The 18,548-nt window shown below is 68.3% G+C and carries 18 protein-coding genes and 3 pseudogenes; 5 read left to right on the plus strand and 16 right to left on the minus strand.

The window, feature by feature from the left end; translation table 11 throughout:
• Positions 1-78: 78 nt before the first annotated feature.
• From BJF81_RS14550 to BJF81_RS14605, 15 genes and pseudogenes are all read right to left on the minus strand, one after another.
• Positions 79-2,046 (minus strand): heavy metal translocating P-type ATPase, encoded by a 1,968-nt coding sequence (locus BJF81_RS14550; protein ID WP_075958928.1) that lies wholly within the window; start codon positions 2,044-2,046, stop codon positions 79-81.
• Between the two features lie 118 nt (positions 2,047-2,164).
• Positions 2,165-2,404: a heavy-metal-associated domain-containing protein gene (locus BJF81_RS14555; protein WP_075958929.1), complete on the minus strand. Its 240-nt coding sequence runs from the start codon at positions 2,402-2,404 to the stop codon at positions 2,165-2,167.
• 213 nt (positions 2,405-2,617) lie between these two features.
• Positions 2,618-2,920, minus strand: a pseudogene (locus BJF81_RS14560) (transposase); the annotation flags it as partial.
• A gap of 4 nt (positions 2,921-2,924) precedes the next feature.
• Positions 2,925-4,316: an IS30 family transposase gene (locus BJF81_RS14565; protein ID WP_075958931.1), complete on the minus strand. Its 1,392-nt coding sequence runs from the start codon at positions 4,314-4,316 to the stop codon at positions 2,925-2,927.
• A gap of 46 nt (positions 4,317-4,362) precedes the next feature.
• Positions 4,363-5,087 (minus strand): annotated as a pseudogene (locus BJF81_RS14570) (IS3 family transposase); the annotation flags it as partial.
• A 34-nt stretch (positions 5,088-5,121) separates the two neighbouring features.
• Positions 5,122-6,453 carry a Mu transposase C-terminal domain-containing protein gene (locus BJF81_RS14575; RefSeq protein WP_237770259.1) on the minus strand — a complete coding sequence of 444 codons (1,332 nt, stop codon included), beginning with the start codon at positions 6,451-6,453 and terminating at the stop codon, positions 5,122-5,124.
• A gap of 105 nt (positions 6,454-6,558) precedes the next feature.
• The gene (locus BJF81_RS19970; protein ID WP_237770260.1) at positions 6,559-7,110 is read right to left on the minus strand and encodes a hypothetical protein; all 552 of its coding nucleotides are present in this window, start codon (positions 7,108-7,110) and stop codon (positions 6,559-6,561) included.
• A complete protein-coding gene (locus BJF81_RS14580) occupies positions 7,107-7,844 on the minus strand; it encodes a TnsA-like heteromeric transposase endonuclease subunit (RefSeq protein WP_075812019.1) in 738 nt (245 codons plus the stop codon). The genes BJF81_RS19970 and BJF81_RS14580 overlap by 4 nt, the downstream gene beginning before the upstream one ends.
• Before the next feature lie 255 nt (positions 7,845-8,099).
• Positions 8,100-9,206, minus strand: coding sequence for an ABC transporter permease (locus BJF81_RS14585; RefSeq protein ID WP_143780879.1), 1,107 nt, complete (start codon positions 9,204-9,206; stop codon positions 8,100-8,102).
• The gene (locus BJF81_RS21210) at positions 9,203-9,409 is read right to left on the minus strand and encodes a hypothetical protein (protein ID WP_342447159.1); all 207 of its coding nucleotides are present in this window, start codon (positions 9,407-9,409) and stop codon (positions 9,203-9,205) included. Before BJF81_RS21210 ends, BJF81_RS14585 begins: the two co-directional genes overlap by 4 nt.
• Positions 9,406-9,870, minus strand: a complete 465-nt coding sequence (locus BJF81_RS14590) for an ATP-binding cassette domain-containing protein (RefSeq protein WP_342447160.1) — start codon at positions 9,868-9,870, stop codon at positions 9,406-9,408. Before BJF81_RS14590 ends, BJF81_RS21210 begins: the two co-directional genes overlap by 4 nt.
• A gap of 3 nt (positions 9,871-9,873) precedes the next feature.
• Positions 9,874-10,479, minus strand: coding sequence for a hypothetical protein (locus BJF81_RS14595; protein ID WP_075958934.1), 606 nt, complete (start codon positions 10,477-10,479; stop codon positions 9,874-9,876).
• The gene (locus BJF81_RS14600) at positions 10,437-10,928 is read right to left on the minus strand and encodes a peptidoglycan-binding domain-containing protein (protein WP_143780881.1); all 492 of its coding nucleotides are present in this window, start codon (positions 10,926-10,928) and stop codon (positions 10,437-10,439) included. Before BJF81_RS14600 ends, BJF81_RS14595 begins: the two co-directional genes overlap by 43 nt.
• 247 nt (positions 10,929-11,175) lie before the next feature.
• Positions 11,176-11,898 carry a hypothetical protein gene (locus BJF81_RS17745; protein ID WP_143780882.1) on the minus strand — a complete coding sequence of 241 codons (723 nt, stop codon included), beginning with the start codon at positions 11,896-11,898 and terminating at the stop codon, positions 11,176-11,178.
• A gap of 308 nt (positions 11,899-12,206) precedes the next feature.
• Positions 12,207-13,399, minus strand: a protein-coding gene (locus BJF81_RS14605; RefSeq protein ID WP_143780883.1) for an IS3 family transposase whose coding sequence is annotated in 2 segments (ribosomal slippage) — positions 12,207-13,112 and positions 13,115-13,399 — 1,191 coding nt in all. Because the reading frame shifts where the segments join, the coding sequence is not laid out codon by codon here.
• Between the two features lie 70 nt (positions 13,400-13,469).
• On the opposite strand from BJF81_RS14605, the pseudogene BJF81_RS14615 reads away from it, so the two are divergent.
• The 5 genes and pseudogenes from BJF81_RS14615 to BJF81_RS14630 all read left to right on the plus strand — a co-directional run.
• Positions 13,470-14,120, plus strand: a pseudogene (locus BJF81_RS14615) (ISL3 family transposase); the annotation flags it as partial.
• A gap of 199 nt (positions 14,121-14,319) precedes the next feature.
• Positions 14,320-14,610: a site-specific integrase gene (locus BJF81_RS21670; RefSeq protein WP_446740567.1), complete on the plus strand. Its 291-nt coding sequence runs from the start codon at positions 14,320-14,322 to the stop codon at positions 14,608-14,610.
• Complete coding sequence (locus BJF81_RS14620; RefSeq protein ID WP_446740565.1) at positions 14,511-15,395, plus strand: tyrosine-type recombinase/integrase; 885 nt, start codon at positions 14,511-14,513, stop codon at positions 15,393-15,395. The genes BJF81_RS21670 and BJF81_RS14620 overlap by 100 nt, the downstream gene beginning before the upstream one ends.
• Positions 15,392-17,359: a tyrosine-type recombinase/integrase gene (locus BJF81_RS14625; RefSeq protein ID WP_075958938.1), complete on the plus strand. Its 1,968-nt coding sequence runs from the start codon at positions 15,392-15,394 to the stop codon at positions 17,357-17,359. The genes BJF81_RS14620 and BJF81_RS14625 overlap by 4 nt, the downstream gene beginning before the upstream one ends.
• Positions 17,356-17,718 carry a DUF6262 family protein gene (locus BJF81_RS14630; RefSeq protein ID WP_075958939.1) on the plus strand — a complete coding sequence of 121 codons (363 nt, stop codon included), beginning with the start codon at positions 17,356-17,358 and terminating at the stop codon, positions 17,716-17,718. Before BJF81_RS14625 ends, BJF81_RS14630 begins: the two co-directional genes overlap by 4 nt.
• A 403-nt stretch (positions 17,719-18,121) precedes the next feature.
• Here the strand turns inward: BJF81_RS14630 and BJF81_RS14640 are convergent.
• The coding region (locus BJF81_RS14640; protein WP_143780884.1) for an IS630 family transposase at positions 18,122-18,548 on the minus strand (427 nt) is incomplete at its 5' end.

The following is an 18,548-nucleotide window of genomic DNA, read 5'->3' on the forward strand; positions in this document are numbered from 1 at the left end:
TTGCGGACGTTGTGTCGGTATGTGGTGGCTGCGCGGCGCACCGGTGGTCGGGAGGCCGCCGCGCGGCAACTGGTGGGGTCAGGCAGGCTGGACGACCCGGGCCTCGTCGGTGGCGGTCAGGCCGCTGTCGTTGTCCTGCCTGGCGGGCCGGTCCTCGCGCCGGCGCAACAGCCGCATCGCGTTGACGATGACGACCAGCACGGAGATCTCGTGGACGAGCATCCCGATGGCCATCGTGACGCCGCCGAAGAGGACACCGAGCATCAGCACGACGACGGTGACCAGCGCGATCGTGATGTTCTGACGCATGTTGTTGACCGTCCGCCTGGCCAGGCCGAGCGCCTCGGGCAGCTTGAGCAGGTTGTCCTTCATCAGGGCGATGTCGGCCGTCTCGATCGCCACGCCGGTGCCGGCGGCTCCCATGGCCACGCCGATGTCGGCGGTGGCCAGGGCCGGGGCGTCGTTGACGCCGTCGCCGACCATGGCCACGGTATAGCCCTGCTGGCGGAGCTCGTCGACGGCCTCCAGCTTGTCCTCGGGCAGGAGCCCGGCGCGCACCTCGTCGATGCCGACCTGCCCGCCGACGGCCCGGGCGACCGGCTCGATGTCACCGGTGAGCATGACGACCTTCTTCACGCCCCTGGCGTGCAGCCGGCGCACCATCTCCGGAGCGTTCTCGCGGATCTTGTCCGCGACCGCGACCACGCCGATCGCGCGGCCGTCGCAGGCGACCACCATCGGGGTGCGGCCCTTCGCGGCCAGGTCGGCCACGACCCCGGCGGCCTTGCTCTCGTCCTCGCTGCCCTCGACCTGCTCGGCCTGGAGCAGGGCGAGGTTGCCGACCGCGATCCGGTGGCCGTCGAGCGAGGCGATGATGCCCTTGCCGGGCACCGGCTCGGTGTGGGAGGGCAGGCCCAGCACCGGCAGGCCCTTCTCGGCGGCGGCCTCCAGGATGGGGCGGGCCAGCGGGTGCTCCGAGCCGGCCTCGGCGCGGGCGGCCATGCGCAGCACCTCGTCCTCGTCCATGACCGGGTGGTCCGGACCGAGGTCGGGGTACAGGGCGATCACGTCGGTCAGCCGCGGTCGGCCCTGCGTGAGGGTGCCGGTCTTGTCCAGCGCGACGGCATCGATCTTGGCGGAGGTCTCCAGGAACTCGCCGCCCTTGATCAGGATGCCGTCCTTGGCGCCGCGGCCGATGCCGGCCACGATCGAGACCGGGATCGAGATGACCAGGGCGCCGGGGCAGGCGATGACCAGCAGGGTCAGGGCCAGGACCACGTCCTGGGTGACCAGACCGAGCACGACCGCCAGCACGATGATGGCCGGGGTGTACCAGGCGGAGAAGCGGTCCATGAACTTCTGCGTCTTCGCCTTGGCGTCCTGAGCCTCCTCGACCCGGTGGATGATCCGGGCCAGGGTGGTGTCGGCGCCGACCCCGGTCGCCTTGACCTGCAGGAAGCCGCCGGTGGAGATGGTGCCGGCGAACACCTGGTCGCCTGTCATCTTCTCGACCGGGATGGACTCTCCGGTGATCGAGGCCTCGTCGAGCGCGCCGGTGCCGCCGGTGACCTTGCCGTCGACCGGGACCTTGGCGCCGTTCTTGACCAGGACGGTCTCGCCCAGGGCGACCTCGTGGGCCGGGACCTCGACCTGCTCGCCGTCGCGCAGCACGATCGCCACGTCGGGGGCCACCGCGACCAGCTCGGCCAGCGCCGACCGCGTCCTGTTCAGGGTGGCGTCCTCCAGGGCGTGGCCGATGGCGAACAGGAAGGTCACCGCGGCGGCCTCCCAGTAGTTGCCGATGATGACCGCGCCGATGGCGGCGACCGAGACCAGCAGGTCGATGCCGATGACCTTGGCGGTCAGCGCGTTCCAGGCCTTGATGACGACGGGGGTGCCGGCGATGACCGCGGCAGCGACCATCAGGATGTCGCCCCACAGCTGGTTCTCCCAGATCCGGCTCGATGCGAACGAGGCCAGGATCAGCAGACCCGAGACCACCGGGACGGCCCAGCGGCGATACAGCCAGCCTTGGACCTTGTTCATGCGTCTTTCCTCTCGAAGAACATATGGTGGGGGTGTGCCGCTCCCCGCGATCCGGGCCCACCCACAGGTAGGGGCGAACCGGGGATCACGCGATGGGGCCGGCTGCTCGGGGCGACCTCTAGAAGGCGGCGGGCTTGGCGGTGTAGCCGGCCTTGGCGACCGCGGCGACCAGGTCGTCGGTGCTGGCCTTGGCCGGGTCGTGCACGACCTCGATCCGGGCCGAGGCGAAATGGACCTTCACCGACTCCACGCCCTTGATGCGGCCGACCTGCCTCTCGATCTTGGCCACGCAGGAGGGGCAGGAAAAGCCCTCGGCCCGCAGGATGGTCTTGGTGGTGGTCGTGGTGGCGCTCATCATGGTTTCCTTCCGCTTGTTCTCGGGCCCCTTTCCGGGGGTGTTGACTTCACGGTACGCAGAACCCGGCCCGCGTTCCTTGACCTGGATCAAGTGGCCGCAGGAGCAAACACCCGGCACCACCACTGGGTCTAAGAGAGTGGGGCGCGCCGCCGCGCGCGGTGTAGGTTCCCGCGATGAGCCGCCCCGGGATGTCCGGAGACTCGGTTGTGTGTCTCACCCAGCCTGGGCGAGGGGGGTTCTGTGAGCGTAGTGGATCTGCTCGACGACGGCCGGGGTGAGGTCCTCGAGGGACTCGTGCGGCCGCTGGGTGTTGAAGAAGTCGACCCACTCGAAGGTGGCGACCTCGACGTGGTTCACGTCCCGCCACGGACCGTGACGGTTGATCTGCTCGGTCTTGAACGAGCCGATCGTGCTCTCGGCCAGGGCGTTGTCGTACGCGTCCCCGACGGACCCCACCGAGGCGTCCACGCCGGCCTCGAGCAGCCGGGTCGTGAACGCGATCGACGTATATTGGGCGGGTTCAACCGGTGGTTGCAACACCTGGTGGTTGGAGGGAGTCTAGCTGTTCCTCCAGGACCTCAGCTGGGGTCTTCCAGCCGAGGGTCTTGCGGGGGCGGTTGTTGATCGCGAGGGCGACGGATCGCAGGTCCTCGGCGGACCACCGGGACAGGTCTGTGCCCTTGGGGAAGTACTGGCGGAGCAGCCCGTTCGTGTTCTCGTTCGTGGGTCGCTGCCAGGGTGAGTGCGGATCGGCGAAGAACACCTTCGTCCCGGTCTCGAGGGTGAACTGGGCGTGCCCGGAGAGTTCCTTGCCACGGTCCCAGGTGAGGGTCTTGCGCAGCTGGACGGGCAGCGTGGTCATCGAGATCGTCAGGGCCGCGTTCATCGCGACGGCGCCGTAACCGCCGAGCGAGGGGCCGTTCTTCACCGGTGGGTTCTCGCCCCAGCCTTCCAACCGGGGCAGATGCACCAGGAGCGTGGAGCGGCTGCTGCGCTCGACGAGCGTGCCGATCGCAGACCTGTCCGTGCCGATGATCAGGTCGCCTTCCCAGTGCCCTGGTACCGCCCGGTCGGCGGCCTCGGCGGGGCGCTGGGAGAGGACGACATCGCCGGTGACATGGCCTTGGGGCTTGTTCCGTGAGCGTGCCCGCGGCTCCCGCAGCGCGCGGCCGGTGCGCAGGCAGGCGACCAGCTCACGCTTCAGGGCGCCGCGGCCCTGGATGTAGAGCGACTGGTAGATCGCCTCGTGGCTGATGCGCATGGACTCATCCTCGGGGAAGTCCACCCGCAGCCGGTTGCTGATCTGCTCCGGGCTCCACGCCGTGGCCCAGGGTCGATCCGCGCGATGGGGCTTGTTCCGGCCGGCCCACGCGGTGCGCGGTCCCGCCAGGACAGTGCCGTCCGGGCGCACGAGCTGACCGGCGAGCCGTGCCTGCACGTATGCCCGAAGCTGCGGGTTGCTCACCAGCTTCGCTTTCTTCGGGCGCTTGGCCGCGAGTTCGGCCTTCCACTGCGCGGTCGAGGCCCGGTACCCCGGGTTCGTGGACCGCGTGGCCGCGTTGCGTCGCAGCTCGCGAGAGATCGTCGAGGCATCACGCCCGATCCGGCGGCCGATCTCTCGTGGGCCGTGGCCCTGGGCGCGCAGGATCGCGATCTCCTCCCGTTCGGTGAACGACAGATACCGGCCCGTCGGCTCGGCCAGACTCATCGGCGGCATGCCGCCACCCTGACGGAACCAGCGGCCCCCGATGACCTCGGACACGCCGACGGCCTCCGCGGCCTGGACCGTCCGTAACCCCTCGGCGATCCGTCCCCAGAACTCGCGCTCAACCCGCCGCGGGAAACCCCACCGGCCGGGCGAGCGCATCTTCGGACGCTGCGCACGATCCGCGGCCTGCTGCCTTCTCGTCATCGAGCACCTCCATGTCGAGGTGTTGCGACGACCGGTTGATTTCGCCTTGTGAGCCCGCGTCCGAGTGCGCCACGAGCCCGGTCAGGTCGGTGATGCCCTCCTGGGCGCGGGTGAACATTGCGTGCTCCAGAGCGTCCAGGACCAGCGATGTGGTCATCGACGTGGCCGCCCGCCAACCGATCACGCGGCGGGAGAACGCGTCGATCACGAATGCGACGTAGACCATACCCAGCCAGGTCGGCACGTACGTAAAATCCGCGACCCAGAGCCGGTTCGGTGCGACCGGGTCGAAGTCGCGGTTGACCAGGTCCGCCGCTCGCTGCGCCTGCTTGTCCGGGATCGTCGTCCGCGGCTTCCTGCCGTACTGGGCGCCTTCCCAGCCGTTGGCCCGGTAGAGCCGCTCGATGGTGCACCGTGCCACGTCGTGGCCCTTGCCACGCAGCCGCAGCCACATCTTGCGACTACCGAGGCCGGCGACCAGCTTCGAGGAGGCCCGCTCGGCCCGGATGAGCTCGGTGACCTGCTCATCGCGCAGCGCCCGTGCCGAGGGTCGACGGTTAACCCACTCGTAGTAGGTGGAGGGACTGATCGGGATGCCGTGCTTGGTCAGCACGGCGCACAAGGGCTCGACGCCCCACCGCAGGCCATCGCCCACCCGGTGGTCCTTGTGCTCGGTGATGAAGGCGATCACCTGCGCCCGGGCCGGTCGAGCTCGGCCCCGAAGAAAGCCGCTGCGGCCTTCAATATCTCGTTCGCGCGCCGCAGCTCGGACGGTTGCTCGCTACCGCCGGTCCTGGGTTCATGCTCATTCGTCGAACACCTCGAACGCCTCCTGGTCAGGATGCTCGGCGTAGTACCGCTCGAACACGTCCACATCATCGGCCACCTGTGCACCGGTACGGCGACGCTCAAGATGGGCCAGCAGGTCAACCACACCGGGCGTGGAAGCGGCCTCCGACCTCGCGGCACCCTCGCCGGGCTCCTGAGAGGGTTGGGTCGCCAGGCGGCGGGCCAGGTTTTTTTCCCGGCGGCCGGTCACAGCGCCCTTGCTGTACCGCGCCAGCAGATCCGCCAGCGCGGCGCCGGGATCGACGTGCCGGTCGGTGTCCCGGCTCAGGCGCCGGGTGTAGTCGGCGGCCTCGGCGCTGAACGGGGCATCCAGGCCAGCAGCGTGTTCCCAGGTCAAGTCGTGCCAGGTCTGCGTGTCGGGGTCGCGGAAGTACACGGTGCGGATGTCGTCGTGGTCGACCATGATCGGCCATCGGCCCGGGTGGGCGCCGCCGTAGGTTGACTTGGTGCCGCGGTGCAGGTTCAGGCCCGGCCCGTCGTAGCGGCGTCCGTCGATCTCCACGCCATAGTGCTGAATCGTGCGCCAGGCGACGTCGAGGAACTCCATGCGCAGATCCTGGCTAGCCGGAAGCCGCAACACACCCGCGACGGCCATGCCACGAGCGAACATCTCTACCGGGGAGAGGTCGACTCCTGGTAGCCGCGGGTCGCACAGGCCCCGATGAGGGGTGTGGTGATAGATCCCGAGCCACTCGCGGATGATCGCCTCCAGTTCCGCAACGTAGTAGAACGCCCCGGCCTCCACGTCCTTGCCACGTGAGTAGACATCAGGGCCCTTGTAGGCGGGTAGATGCTCCAGGAGTTGCTGTCGCAGCGTCCGGAAGAATCGTTCCATGGTGGGCTTGTCCGTCGGCTTGTGCGGGATCGCGGGCTGGATGTTGATCCCCAGGCGGTGACACACGGTCTTGGTGTGCCCGGACAGGTAGACCTTGCCGTGGTCGACCACGATCGTGTCCGGCAGGCACCCGTGGTCATCGTGATCAGCTGGTCCGGGACGCGACGTACGGTGCCGGCACCTCGCCCTCACGTCCGGTCCCCACTGCTGCGGGGTGACCACCTGGAACAGCACCGATGCCACGTCCTGCGCCTTGGTCGACACAGCCCTCAAGGCCAGGCCGAGGACGCACCGGGAGTACAGGTCCTTCGCGATCGTCAGCTCGGTGTTGACCCACCGACCGGTCACCGGCTCCATCGCGAACACGTCCAGGCGAGTCGTGTCCAGCACGACGTACTGGCCGGGCCGGTCAGCCCGCAACCTGCCCAGCACGCCCTGCGGCCGTTCGGCCACCGACCTACGTTGCTTGGCGGCCCCGAACGTGTAATGGCCCTTGTCGAGCTCTCGAAGTCGGCGGTAGGCCACTGCCTGGGATGGAACTGCTGCCCCAGGGTGATCCTAAAGGTAGAGCGCGTTCGTCTTGAGCAGCACCGACTTCATCGTGGGGTTGGAGAGATCCTTGAACGAATCGAGCACCTGCAGGCACGCCTGGTCCCATTCCTGGGCGACCGATCGACGGGAAGTCTGGAGCAGGCGTGCGTCAACCAGACCGACAAGGCCTCGGTCCGCGTAGCGGGCGGCCCGCCGCCGTGCTGTACGCGCAGAGATCCTCAGCTGCTCACCCGCCCGTTGGTACCTCTCCTCAAGCGGGACCTCGATAATCCCGAGAACGAGGTCGTCGAAGACTTGCGCCTCGGCCTCGACCGCCCGGCGCTGGGCGGCACTCAGGGCGGAGAGAACGACAGCATCGAGTTCCGTCTGTGACTGACCCTCGTCGACCTGGTCATCCAGTGGCTGCGCGAGGCCGACGAGTGACGGTGCGTGGACCTTCCTGAGACTGTCGCCAGAGCGCAGCAGCACGGTGGCGCCGTCGTGCTCGACCACGGTCCAGGCGCTTCCCTGGAACCAGAGTCGGGCACCGATTGACACGTCCAGGCTGTCGGTACTCACACCGGCACCTCCGCTGGGGAGGTCAGCAGCGTCTCAGCGCCCAGAGGTTGTTGCAGGTTGGCCCAGGCCTCGCCACGCCACAGGCACCCCAGGACGGCCACGCGCCATGAGGCGTCGTCGCACATCGACGGCTTGCGGGCGACGGCCTCACTCAGGGTGACGTCCCCTGGGGCAAGAACCGCCCGTGCCTGGTCGAGGACGACGGCGGGTAGTCGCTCGGGGCGACGGCCGACAGCCAGGGTCTTGATGTTGCGCAGCACGACTGGATCTCCGCCGGAGAAGACCTCGTAGCCCCAGCCCTTGTCCCGACACAACCCGCGTGTCCAGTCGAACTGGGCCCGCACCGCGGACTTGTCCAGGAACTCTGCCGGTTTCACGTCGACCAAGGTGACCGTCCGGTCGACATGGACCAGGAGGACATCTGGCACGTGCGAAGGCTGGGGGCCGGTGCCGCTGCCGGTGATCTGGAACGGTTGGGTCGCGAGGGCCACGACGGTCAGGTCGAAGTCCGCCAACCACAGCCGGTCCAGCTCGAGCAGACTCTCGTAGACCAGGGTCCTCTGGTTCGTTGCCGACCAGAACAGCCCCGGGTAGTTGCCCTGTCCCCGGTAGGACGGCGGGATGCGGACCGGAAGACCCTCGACGATCAGCTCGGCGCGCGCCTCCCGCCACGTCGTCGTGACCTCGTCACCGGCGCCGTTGCAGTACCGCAAGGCGACCTCGCGCACGCGCACACTGCCATCGTGCCCGCCTGACAGATGGGCGAGAAATCTGACACGCGACTGACAACAAAGTGAGAAATGGCCAACTTGGCTGAGAACCTACAATGCCTGTAGGTTCTCGGCCGATCTGTCGGGGAAGCAGGTGCGTGGCCTGCGGACCGACATGTTGATGAGACGTCGTCGGTCTCGCTAACTTGTCGGAATCCTCAACCACTCACTAACTTGTCGGATTCTCTGGCCGAGGATGCTGGCGCCGTGTCAGCGCCGTCAAGGTGTGCGGAGGACGCGGACGGGGTCGCGGGTGGCGGCGTAGAGGGCGGGCGGGATCGCGGCGGCGGCGGCGGCCAGGAGGGCGAGGGCGGCGGTGCCGGTGGTGAACTGCCACGGGGGTATGGCACCGGCGCCGAGGCGGGTGGTGGCCCACAGACCAAGGGCTACGCCGAGGGCGGTGCCGAGCAGGGCCGGTGCGAGGGTGCGGAGCACGACGAGGGTCACGATCGCGGCGCGGGTGGCGCCGAGGGCGCGGCGGCGGCCGAGGTCCTTGCGGCGCACGAGTACGTCGGCGAGGGTGACGATCGCGACGAGTAGTGCGCCGCCGCCGAGGACGCCGAGGAGCATGGTTCGGCCGAAGGTGGCCAGGTCGCCGGTGACCTGTTCCTGCAGCTGGGCAAGTGACACTGGTGAGGTCACGGTCACCGCGTCCGGGGCGGGCGGGTCGATCAGCCGCAGCACCTGTCCTTGGGCGGTCTGCGCGACGTCCGCGGAGGTGAGGACGACGTGGACCGAGTCCAGCGACCTGTCCTCAGGGGCGACGTAAAGCACGCCGGAGGCGTAGTCGGTGAACGGCTCCCGCGGGGTGAACGACCCGACGACGGACCAGTCGTCCACCACGGTGGTGGAGGCCTGCGCGACCCACCCGACCGGGTCGTCGAGCCCGAGCCGGGCCATGGCCTTGTCGGTGACGAGGGCCTCGCCCGGGCCGGGCCACCGGCCGGAGGTCAGGGTCGCGACCGCGGCCAGGTCGCCGTGCACGCCCCAGGCGGGGACGCGGGTGCCGCCCTGCCCGACGACGCCGTTGACGACGTCGATCGGGATGAGCGTGCCCACCGCCCGCTCGGTGGTCGACAGCCCGGCGGCCTGGTCCACGATCGTGGGGGAGATCAGGTCGTCCCCGCGGGCGTCGGAGACGACCAGCACCCGTGACCCGGCCGAGTCCAACCGGGCCAGCAGCTGCTCCTCGGCGGCCGCGGTCCGGCCCACGGTCGCCAGCGTGGCCGCGCACATCGTCGCGACCAGGAACGTCACCAGCGCCGACGGGACCTTGGCGGCCCACGTCGTGGCCAGGGCCTCGCGCAGCATCAGCCAGGCCCTCAAAGCGACAGCACCTCGTCGGCGTGCTCGATCACGAACGGGTCGTGCGTCGCGATCAGGACCGTTCTCGGTATGCCGTCCCCCTCACCCGCGCCGGTGTCGGCGCCGGCTGCGGCGGCGGACAGGGCCGCCAGGACGCCGGCGGCGTTGTCCCGGTCCAGGTTGCCCGTCGGCTCATCGGCCAGGATCACGACCGGGTCGGTCACCAGTGCCCGGCAGACCGCGACCCGTTGCGCCTGGCGCCGGAGATCTCCCCGGGGCGGTGGTCGGCCCGGGCCCCCACACCCATCTGCTCCAGCAGGTCCCGACCCCGGTCACGGGCCCGGCCCAGGCCCCACCCGGCGTACAGGGCCGGCTCGACGACCGAGTCCAGGACCGTGCGGGTCGGGTCCAGCGCGGAGTCCTGGAACACGAACCCGATCCGGTGCGCCCGCACCCGCGCGCGCACGGCGTCGGGGGCGGAGGAGACCGCGTCGCCGCCCAGGATCACCCGTCCCCGGGAGGGGGTCAGCATCAGTCCCAGCACGTAGAGCAGCGTCGACTTCCCCCGTCCCGAGGGGCCGGTCACCGCCGTCACCGCCCCCGGTGTGAACTCGTGCGACAGCCCGTTGAACAGTTCCTCTGCCCCTCGCCGGTACGCGAAGCCCAGGTCCTGCACCGCGAGCACGGCTCAGCCGTCCTGCGGGGAGCCCGCGCCATCGCCCGGCGCCGGCTGCTGCTCCTGCTGGGGTGCCGGCTGCTGGGGGGCGGTGCCGCTGCCTTGGTCACCGGTGACCTGCACCCGGGTGCCCGGTTGCACTCCCTCCACTACGACGATGCCCTGCCCGGACCCGGCCACGGTGACGTCCATCTCACCAGAGTCGGTCACGACATACGCGGAGCCGTCGGCGCGGGTGTGCACGGCTGCGGCCGGGACGGTGGTGCCTTCCACCCGCGGCACGATCACGACCTGGGAGCGTAGGGTCACCTGCGGGTCGTTCGGCAGTACCGAGCACTGCTCGCTGCACACCTCGCTGCCGTCCGGAGCGGACAGGGTGAACGTGGTCGAGCCGTACTCGTCCTGCGCGGTAGAGGCGATCACCGCATCCCAGGTGTGGTCCTCATAGGTGATCTCCACCGTCGCCTCGGCCGGGATCAACCGGGCCTGGTCCGCGGTCACCACCAGCACGAACTCTCGCTGACCGGTGGGCGCCAGCACGCTGTCCTCGCCCCCGGTCACGGACCTGCCGACCATTACCGACTCACCCAGCTGCACCACCGCCGGCAGCGCCGACACCGCAACCAGCTCCCCCAACGGCACGACCCCGGTCTGCTCCCGACCCTCGGCCTTCTGCCAGCCTTGACCGCCTTCTCCGTCCCCGGGCCGAAGTCACCGTCGGCCTCTCCGGCCAGGTAGCCCTCAGCGATGAGCAGCTGCTGGAGGGCGGCCACGTCCTCGCCCTTGGTGTTGTTGGCCAGCTCCCGCCAGAACGGTGACTCGCCCTGCACGACCCGCACCGCGGTGTCGCCCACGACATACACGACGTCCCCCTCGTCGACCTCACCCGGGGCGATCGAGGTGACCACCCCGGACAGCGTGTTCTGCGCGACCGGCAGCGCCGGCTGCCGCAACGTCGTCGACAACGGCAACGACCGTCCCACCGACCCCTGCGACGCCTCCGCCCACGCCACCTGCACCGCCCCCTGCGCGCCCGTGTCCTCCGGCACCGCCGACGTCAACGTCACCCGAGCCGCCCACCACGCCGCTCCCGCCGCCGCAGCCATCAATGCCAGCACCAGCAGCAGCCCAAGGGCCGATCGCGCACTCGCGTCCTTCACCAGATGCGCTTTCGGCTTAGGGCCTCCGCACTGTGAATGTGACGCGGCACAGCCACTCCTGAATGAATCAGCCCTCCTTGTTTAATGCAATTGTAGGGTCGGTATCGCCTAGGCGCGATTAGGGCGAGGGCCAACCCGACGATGTCAGAATTGGTCACTCAAGGTTCCCGTAGAGAAGGTCGTCGGGGGGTGTTTCCGGACACAGCTCCTCAAGGGACATCAAATCTACGCCTTCAGTCGCGGTCCAGTGTTCGCGACCCGTCAAGGCGTAGCGTTCCGCGAATGCCTCAAAACTCGGGGGTGTAGATGCCTCAACTCCTTGGTTGCGTAAGCACTCGGTCACCTCGGTCTTATTCCAGTCATAAATGATACGAAGTTGATCCACGGAATACGGCTCGTAATACCTGTCTTCGAGCGGGTAGCGGGCATAGCAAATGTATTGAGACAACTTCATCGACTCAGCTTGGTCCTTCGAGAACTCGATGGCTTGTTGGCCATGCTGATCCGTTACGGAGGGAAATCCCTGCTCAGCCATACATTCGAAGTGCGTGCCGTTCGCCTCTTGCAGTGTGACTGTTCTCACTGGAGTAACCACAGGAGGGTCCCCATCTAGGTTCAGCGACTGCCAGTATGGATCGAGGGTGTCCTGGAAACTTTGCGGGCGCGACGGATCGTTTGCCTGAATCGCGGCCTGTATGTCGCTATCTGAAAGAGACGCGCCGTCCTCCGCTGATCGGCCTGTCGCGGACGCCGTCTGCGAATCCTCCGCTGCGGTAATAGAGGGGGTTGTCGCGAGTGTGTCGGTGGTCCTTTCCTGGATGGTATCTTCAGCACAGCCCGTAAGTGCCAGGCATGCGATAATGACAACCGAGGGCATAAAAAAAGCGCTTCGTCAGGTGCCCCTGCATAATTTCCCCAATGTTTTACTGGTGCGTCGAAGCGCAGTTGATGTTCCCCTCGCTGTAGGCAGCCTGAGCGGGCGCTGCCAGCACCAAAGTCAGGGCCGCAGCACTCAAACCTGCGGCCAACCTCGTCCGTCGAAGCATGACATTCCTCCCTGTGGGCCTAGCCCTCCGTTGGGCCAGGGTGCCTGGAAGATACACCCAACTATGAGCGGCGGCGAGGTGGAGAGGCATCCGCCGGCAGGGAGACGGGTCTGCTGCACGGATAGGTGACAGTTCCTAGTCACGCCGCCAGTGCGACGGTCGTGTTCATGGTGGTCTCGAACTCGATGGGCGTCAAACGGCCCAGGCGGACCTGACGTCGACGGCGGTGGTAGGTCCGCTCGATCCAGGTCACCATCGCGATGCGTAGCTGGTCTCTGGTGGTCCAGGAGCGGCGGTCGAGGACGTTCTTCTGCAGGAGCGCGAAGAACGATTCCATGGCCGCGTTGTCTCCGCTCGAGCCGACTCTTCCCATGCTCCCGACCATGCTGTGCCGGCTGAGGGCGCGCAGGAATTTCCGGCTTCGAAATTGAGATCCTCTGTCGCTGTGAACGATGCAGCCGGCGACGTCACCGCGCATCGCGACGGCGTTCTCGAGTGCCTGAACGGCCAGCCGGGACTTCATTCGGGAGTCGATCGAGTAGCCCACGATGCGGCCGGAGAACGCGTCCTTGATGGCGCAGAGGTAGAGCTTCCCTTCGGCGGTCTTGTGTTCCGTGATGTCCACCAGCCAGAGTTCGTTCGGCGCGTCGGCGGCGAACACATGGCGCACCCCGCCGTGCTCGTCGGTGGCGGCGCAGAGGTCGTCGTGGACGGGTGGCCCGGGCTTGCGGCCCTTGCCACGCTTAGGTTTCCCGAACGCGCTGAACCAGCCGTTGCTGGAGGCGATTCGCCACGCGGTCCGGTCCGACATCGGTTCACCCTCGTCGCGGGCTTCGTCGGCGAGCAGCCGATGCCCGAACTCCGGGTCATCGCGATGGGCGTTGAAGAGCGCGTTCGCGCGATATGCCTCCACCACCTCGCTGGGCGCGATGGGATCGGCGAGCCACCGGTAATAGGGCTGGCGGGAGAGCTTGAGAACCCGACACGTCACCGCGACGGGGACCCCGTCAGCGGCGAGCTCCGTCACGAGCGGGTACCACCTTTTCCCGGCAGGTTCGCCTGCGACAGATACGCCGCCGCCCGCCGCAGCACCTCGTTCTCCTGCTCGAGGAGCCGGTTCCGCTTCTTCAACTCACGGATCTCAGCCGCCTCGGTCCTCGACTGGCCGGGCTTGACGCCCTCGTCGATGTCGGCGCGGCGGAGCCACTTCTGCAACGTCATCGGGTGAATACCGAAGTCTTTCGCGATCTGCTCGATCGTCACTCCGGGTTCGCGGTTGCGGGCGACGCGCACGACATCGTCACGGAACTCGCTCGGGTAGGGCTTGGGCACAGCAACATCCTTCCAGGCCACCCTCCCGGGCAAGCCAGATCAGATGTCACCTATCCGTGCAGCAGACCCGCCGAAGGAGTTCACCGGGATGGTCGACCTGTCTCGCGACAGCAACGGCCGGACCCGGGCCCGGCTGCTGGACCTGGTTCCGGGCCGCTCCGGGCAGGTGTATAAAGCATGGTTGAGGCAGCGTGGCAAGACGTTCCGGGACAACGTGCAGGTCGCGACGCTGGACCCGTTCCACGGGTACAAGAACGCGATCGACGACCAGCTCGAGGACGCCCGCGCAGTCCTGGACGCCTTCCACGTCGTCAAGCTCGCCACCGGCGTCGTGGACCAGGTCCGTCGTCGGGTGCAGCAGGACATCCACGGCCACCGCGGCCGCAAGGACGACCCGCTGTACCGGATCCGCAACATCCTGCGCGCCGGTGCCGAGAACCTCACCGACCGCCAGCGTGAGCGCCTGACCAGGGCGTGGGCGGCCGACGAACGACACCTCGAGGTCGAGCTGGCCTACCAGTGCGCCCAGCTCGTCCGATCCGTCTACCACCAGGACACCCTCGCCGAGGGCCGGGCAGTCGCCGAACGGGTCCTGGTCAGCTTCACCACGGGCCCGATCCCGGAGGTCGCGCGCCTGGGTAGAACGCTGAAGCAGTGGCGCACCGAGTTCCTGGGCTACTTCGACACCGCCGGCGCGAGCAACGGCGGCACCGAGGCCATCATTATCTGGAGCGCCGATCCCGCCGTCGCTGACGTCGCTGACGAGGCCGGAGCCTGCCGTGGGAGACACGTTCTCTGGACACTGTCTCTGACGTCCCCCACATCGCAGCCTGAGCGGAGTAGACCAGGGAGTGACTCGATGCATGCCCGGTCGGGCCTACGGCTACGTAGGGAACGGGATGAAGGCTCAGCGGGTGCTCATGCCGGTCACGTCTAGGGAGTCCTGGACGGTCGTCGACGACAACTTCATCGTGATCGATCCGGCCGAGCGGTACCTGGCGCACCTGGCCGGGATCGAACGGTCCCCGAACACGGTGCGGGCCTACGCGCACAGTCTCGCGCTGTGGCTGGAGTTCCTGGCCTCACGCGGCTGGGCTGGACCGACGCCGGGGTGGAGGACGTCTCCCGGTTCGTCACCTGGCTGCGCGCTCCGGCCGCGAACGTCATCGTCCTGGACACTGGCGCGACCCGACGTGCCGAGTCGACGGTGAACCGGCACCTGGCAGCGGTGTTCGGCTTCTACGACTTCCACGCCCGCAACGGGGTCACCCTGGCTGAGTCGCTCGTCGCCTGGCGCCGGGTGCCGCGCGGCTCGTTCAAGCCGTTCCTGCATCACGTGACCAAGGGCAGGCCGATCCCGACGCGGCCGGTGAAGCTGAAGGTGCCCAGGCGCCTGCCGGCCACGCTGAGCGTGGAGGAGGTGATCGTCCTGCTTGGGGCCTGTGGCCACCTCCGCGACCGGTTCCTGCTGGCGCTGCTCGCCGAGACCGGCATCCGGATCGGTCAGGCGCTCGGGCTGCGGCACGAGGACTTCGTCTCCCGGCGCAAGGAACTGCGGATCGTGCCACGCTCGGACAACGCCAACGGGGCCCGGGCCAAGACCACCACGGTGACCACCGTCCCGGTCTCGGCACCGCTGGTGCGCCTGTACAGCGACTACATGCACACCGAGTACGGCGACCTGGACAGCGACTACGTCTTCGTCAATCTCTTCGCTGAGCCGTTCGGCTCCCCGCTGCGCTACGACGCGGTCGCCAAGTTCGCGATGCGGCTGCGGGCCAGCACCGGGATCGAGTTCACCCCGCACGTGCTGCGCCACACCCGGGCCACCGAACTGATCCGGGCCGGCGTCCCGATCGAGATCGTCTCGGTGATGCTCACCCACCGCTCGGTGGTGACGACCTCACAGACCTACGTCCACCTCGGCGTGGAGGACGTACGCGCCGAGCTCGTCCGCGCCGGCGTCTGGACAGCGAAGACGGAGGCGCTCCGATGAGGACGACCACCGCCCCGGTCACCGTTCCCCGGCCCGTCCTGGCCGAGCGGCTGACCACCCTCCTGCGGCCGGAGTTCACCGGCGACCTGATCCGGATCGACCCGGACAACCCGGTCTTCGCCCGTGGTCGCTGCCAGGTCACCGGCTGCCGGCGCGGAGCCTGGACCAAGATGTTGTGCAACACCCACTACGGGCGATGGAGCAAGCAGGGACGTCCGGCGCTGGCTCTCTACGCTGCGACCACCGGACCGGTGAAGTGCTTCTCGGACCGCATCGATGCCTTCGACCTGCGCCGGCTTCCTCCAGGGCTGCGCGCCGAGGTCGCCTACTCTATCCAGCGCCGCCACGACGACCGCACCACCCGGCTGATCCCGATGATGATCAACCGGCTCGTCGACCTGCTCGTCGCGGCGCAGGTCACCTCGATACTCGACCACCCGCTGCCCCGGTGGAAGATGCTCGCCCACGAGCACGGGCTGAAAGACGTCGGCGGCCGCGCGTTCGGCCAGCTGGGCTATGCCTGGCGGCACCTGCACGACCTCGCCGACGACATGGACGCCGAGGCCGAGTTCGCCCGTGACACCTGGCGGGTCGCCGTCCTCGGGGCGCAACCCTCAGGCAAGGGCATCACCACGATCCGCTTCGACCACATCCCCCAACCCTGGCTGCGGGCCAGCATCAAACGGGCCTGCCGGTACCGTCTCGGCGCGGGCAAGTCGTTCGGGTCACTCAGCATCGACGAACGCGCGCTGCGCTGGTTCGCCATCTACCTGACACGCCATCAACCGCAGGTCACCGACCCCAGCGGCATCACGCGAGAGGTCCTGGAGCACTACCTGTCCTACCTGACCGCCGCACCGCAGCTTTCGGGCAACACCACGAACACCTACCTGGTCGTCCTGCGCGCCTTCCTGCAAGCCTGCCACCGCCACTCCTGGATGCCCGGCCTGCCGGCCCAGGCCGCGCTCTACCTCGATGAGCTACCACCCCGGCCCCGGCCACTGCCCCGGTTCATCCCCGAGTTCATCATGGCCCAGCTCGAGGACCCCGACCACCTCGCCAAGCTGCCCGATGAGACCACTTGCCACCTGGTCGTGCTGATCCAGGAGACCGGCCTGCGGGTCAGGGACGCCTGCATCCTGGCGTTCAACCCGATCATCGTCGACAGCACCGGCTGGCCATGCCTGAAGTACTACAACACCAAGATGGCCACCGAGCAGCTGGTCCCGCTGTCCGAGCGAGCCGCCGAGGCGATCCGCGCCCAGCAGGAACACGTGCACGACCGGTGGCCCGCCGGCGGGACCTGCCTCTTTCCCGCCCAGGTCGCCAATCCCGACGGAGCGCGACCGTTCCACTACGCCACCCTGCGCCAGCGACTCGCCCGATGGCAGCAGGACATCGACCTGCACGACGAGACGGGCCAACCCGTGCACGTCACCGCCCACCAGTTCCGCCATACCCTCGGCACCCGGCTGATCAACGCCGGAGTGCCCCAGCACGTGGTGCAGAAGATGCTCGGGCACGCCTCACCGCAGATGACCGCGCGCTACGCCACCATCCACGACGCGACCGTCCGGGCCGCGTTCGACGACTACCAGCAACGCCGCGTCGACATCCACGGCGACCACCTTCCCTTCGACCCAGAAGGGCCCAGTGCCGAGGCGGAGTGGATCAAGCACAACCTCGCCCGCGTCCAGGCCAGCCTGCCCAACGGCTACTGCGGCCGCCCTCCCCAACAGAACTGCCCGCACCCCAACGCCTGCCTGACCTGTCCCGACTTCCAGACCACCCCGACCTTCCTGCCCATCCACCGCCGCCAGCTTGACGACACCCTCGAGCTCATCAACCTTGCCGAGCAGCGCGGCAACGCCCGCCTGGCCACCAACCACCGTCAGGTCGCCGACAACCTCAACCAAGTGATCACCGCGTTGGAAGCCATCGAGGACCAGGAGGCACCACAGTGAGCGAGCACCTCGCCGCCGCCACCCGACGCCGCGCCGAGCAGACCCGAGCTCGGGCACGCGAGGCGGTCCGCCAGCTCGACCACGACGGCACCCCCATCACCTACACGTCCGTCGCCCGGGCCGCCGGTGTCTCCCGAGCGCTGCTGTACCGCGACCCCGAGCTACGCGACACCATCAGCAAGCTCCGCCAGCACGCCACCTCCGCTCCACGCCGACCCGCCGCCCAGCGCATGTCGCAGGCCTCCCGCGACGAGATCCTGGCCAACCTGCGCAGCGAAATCACGACCCTCCGCGAGGAGAACCGAGCCCTGCGCGCACGACTCGCCGGCGTCCTCGGCGAACAACGCGCTGGCACGTGAAGCCCCCGTCAGCGACATGTCGCCGACAGACAACCCCAGCTCCCACGCCACCGGGACCACAGCGGCTCCAGATAACGGCGAACGGCCTCATCGAGCTCCATCGCCGCGTCGCCCGCGGTTTCCGCAACCGAGCCAACTACCGGCTCCGCATGCTCCTCATCGGTGGAGGACTGGACCTACGACCCCACACTCAACTCTGAAGAGCCCCTTAACTTGTCGGAATCCTCACGCCGGGGTCGCTGATCCAATGCCGGTTCACCGTCCCCATTCCGTCGAGCGGGCCGACATTCTCTTTGTCTGGGGGAGGGTCAACCAGGCAGGTCATGTGGTTAGTTAGGGGGCGTCTCATGCGCTGGCGCGCATTTGTCCAGACCGGAGACATACCACCACTTACCAGATCTGGCTAGTGGCCCGCGTTTGAAGTTGCTTGACGGTTGGCCTTCTTGAGGATGTCGTCGGCGGTCTTGGTCCAGACGAAGGGGTGGCAGCGGTCGTTCCAGCCGTCGATGAAGGCCCGGATCTTGGCGTTGAGGTCCTTGACCGAGCCGAAGGAGCCGCGGTGGATGGCCTGGCGCTCGATGATGGAGAACCAGACCTCGACCAGGTTCAGCCAGGACGCCGAGGTCGGCGTGTGGTGCACGTGGATCCGGGGGTTCTTGGCCAACCAGGCGCGGACCTCGGCCGTCTTGTGGGTTGCGTAGTTGTCCATCACCAGGTGCAGCTCGCCCTGTGGGTAGGCGCGGGCGACCTGCCTGAGGAAGGCCAGGAACTCCTGGTGCCGGTGCCGGGGCTTGCAGGCGCCGGTGACCCTGCCGGTAGCGATCTCCAGC

The organism is Ornithinimicrobium sp. CNJ-824, from assembly GCF_001942405.1.
GTDB classification, from domain to species: Bacteria; Actinomycetota; Actinomycetes; order Actinomycetales; family Dermatophilaceae; genus Ornithinicoccus; species Ornithinicoccus kibberensis.

What these genes read in the sequence shown, in the direction of transcription:
- BJF81_RS21670 (WP_446740567.1), top strand. Translation starts at nt 14,320, where the DNA reads ATGCCGGTCACGTCTAGGGAGTCCTGGACGGTCGTCGACGACAACTTC.
- BJF81_RS14565 (WP_075958931.1), bottom strand. Translation starts at nt 4,316, where the DNA reads ATGACGAGAAGGCAGCAGGCCGCGGATCGTGCGCAGCGTCCGAAGATG.
- BJF81_RS14550 (WP_075958928.1), bottom strand. Translation starts at nt 2,046, where the DNA reads ATGAACAAGGTCCAAGGCTGGCTGTATCGCCGCTGGGCCGTCCCGGTG.
- BJF81_RS14625 (WP_075958938.1), top strand. Translation starts at nt 15,392, where the DNA reads ATGAGGACGACCACCGCCCCGGTCACCGTTCCCCGGCCCGTCCTGGCC.
- BJF81_RS17745 (WP_143780882.1), bottom strand. Translation starts at nt 11,898, where the DNA reads ATGCCCTCGGTTGTCATTATCGCATGCCTGGCACTTACGGGCTGTGCT.
- BJF81_RS14555 (WP_075958929.1), bottom strand. Translation starts at nt 2,404, where the DNA reads ATGATGAGCGCCACCACGACCACCACCAAGACCATCCTGCGGGCCGAG.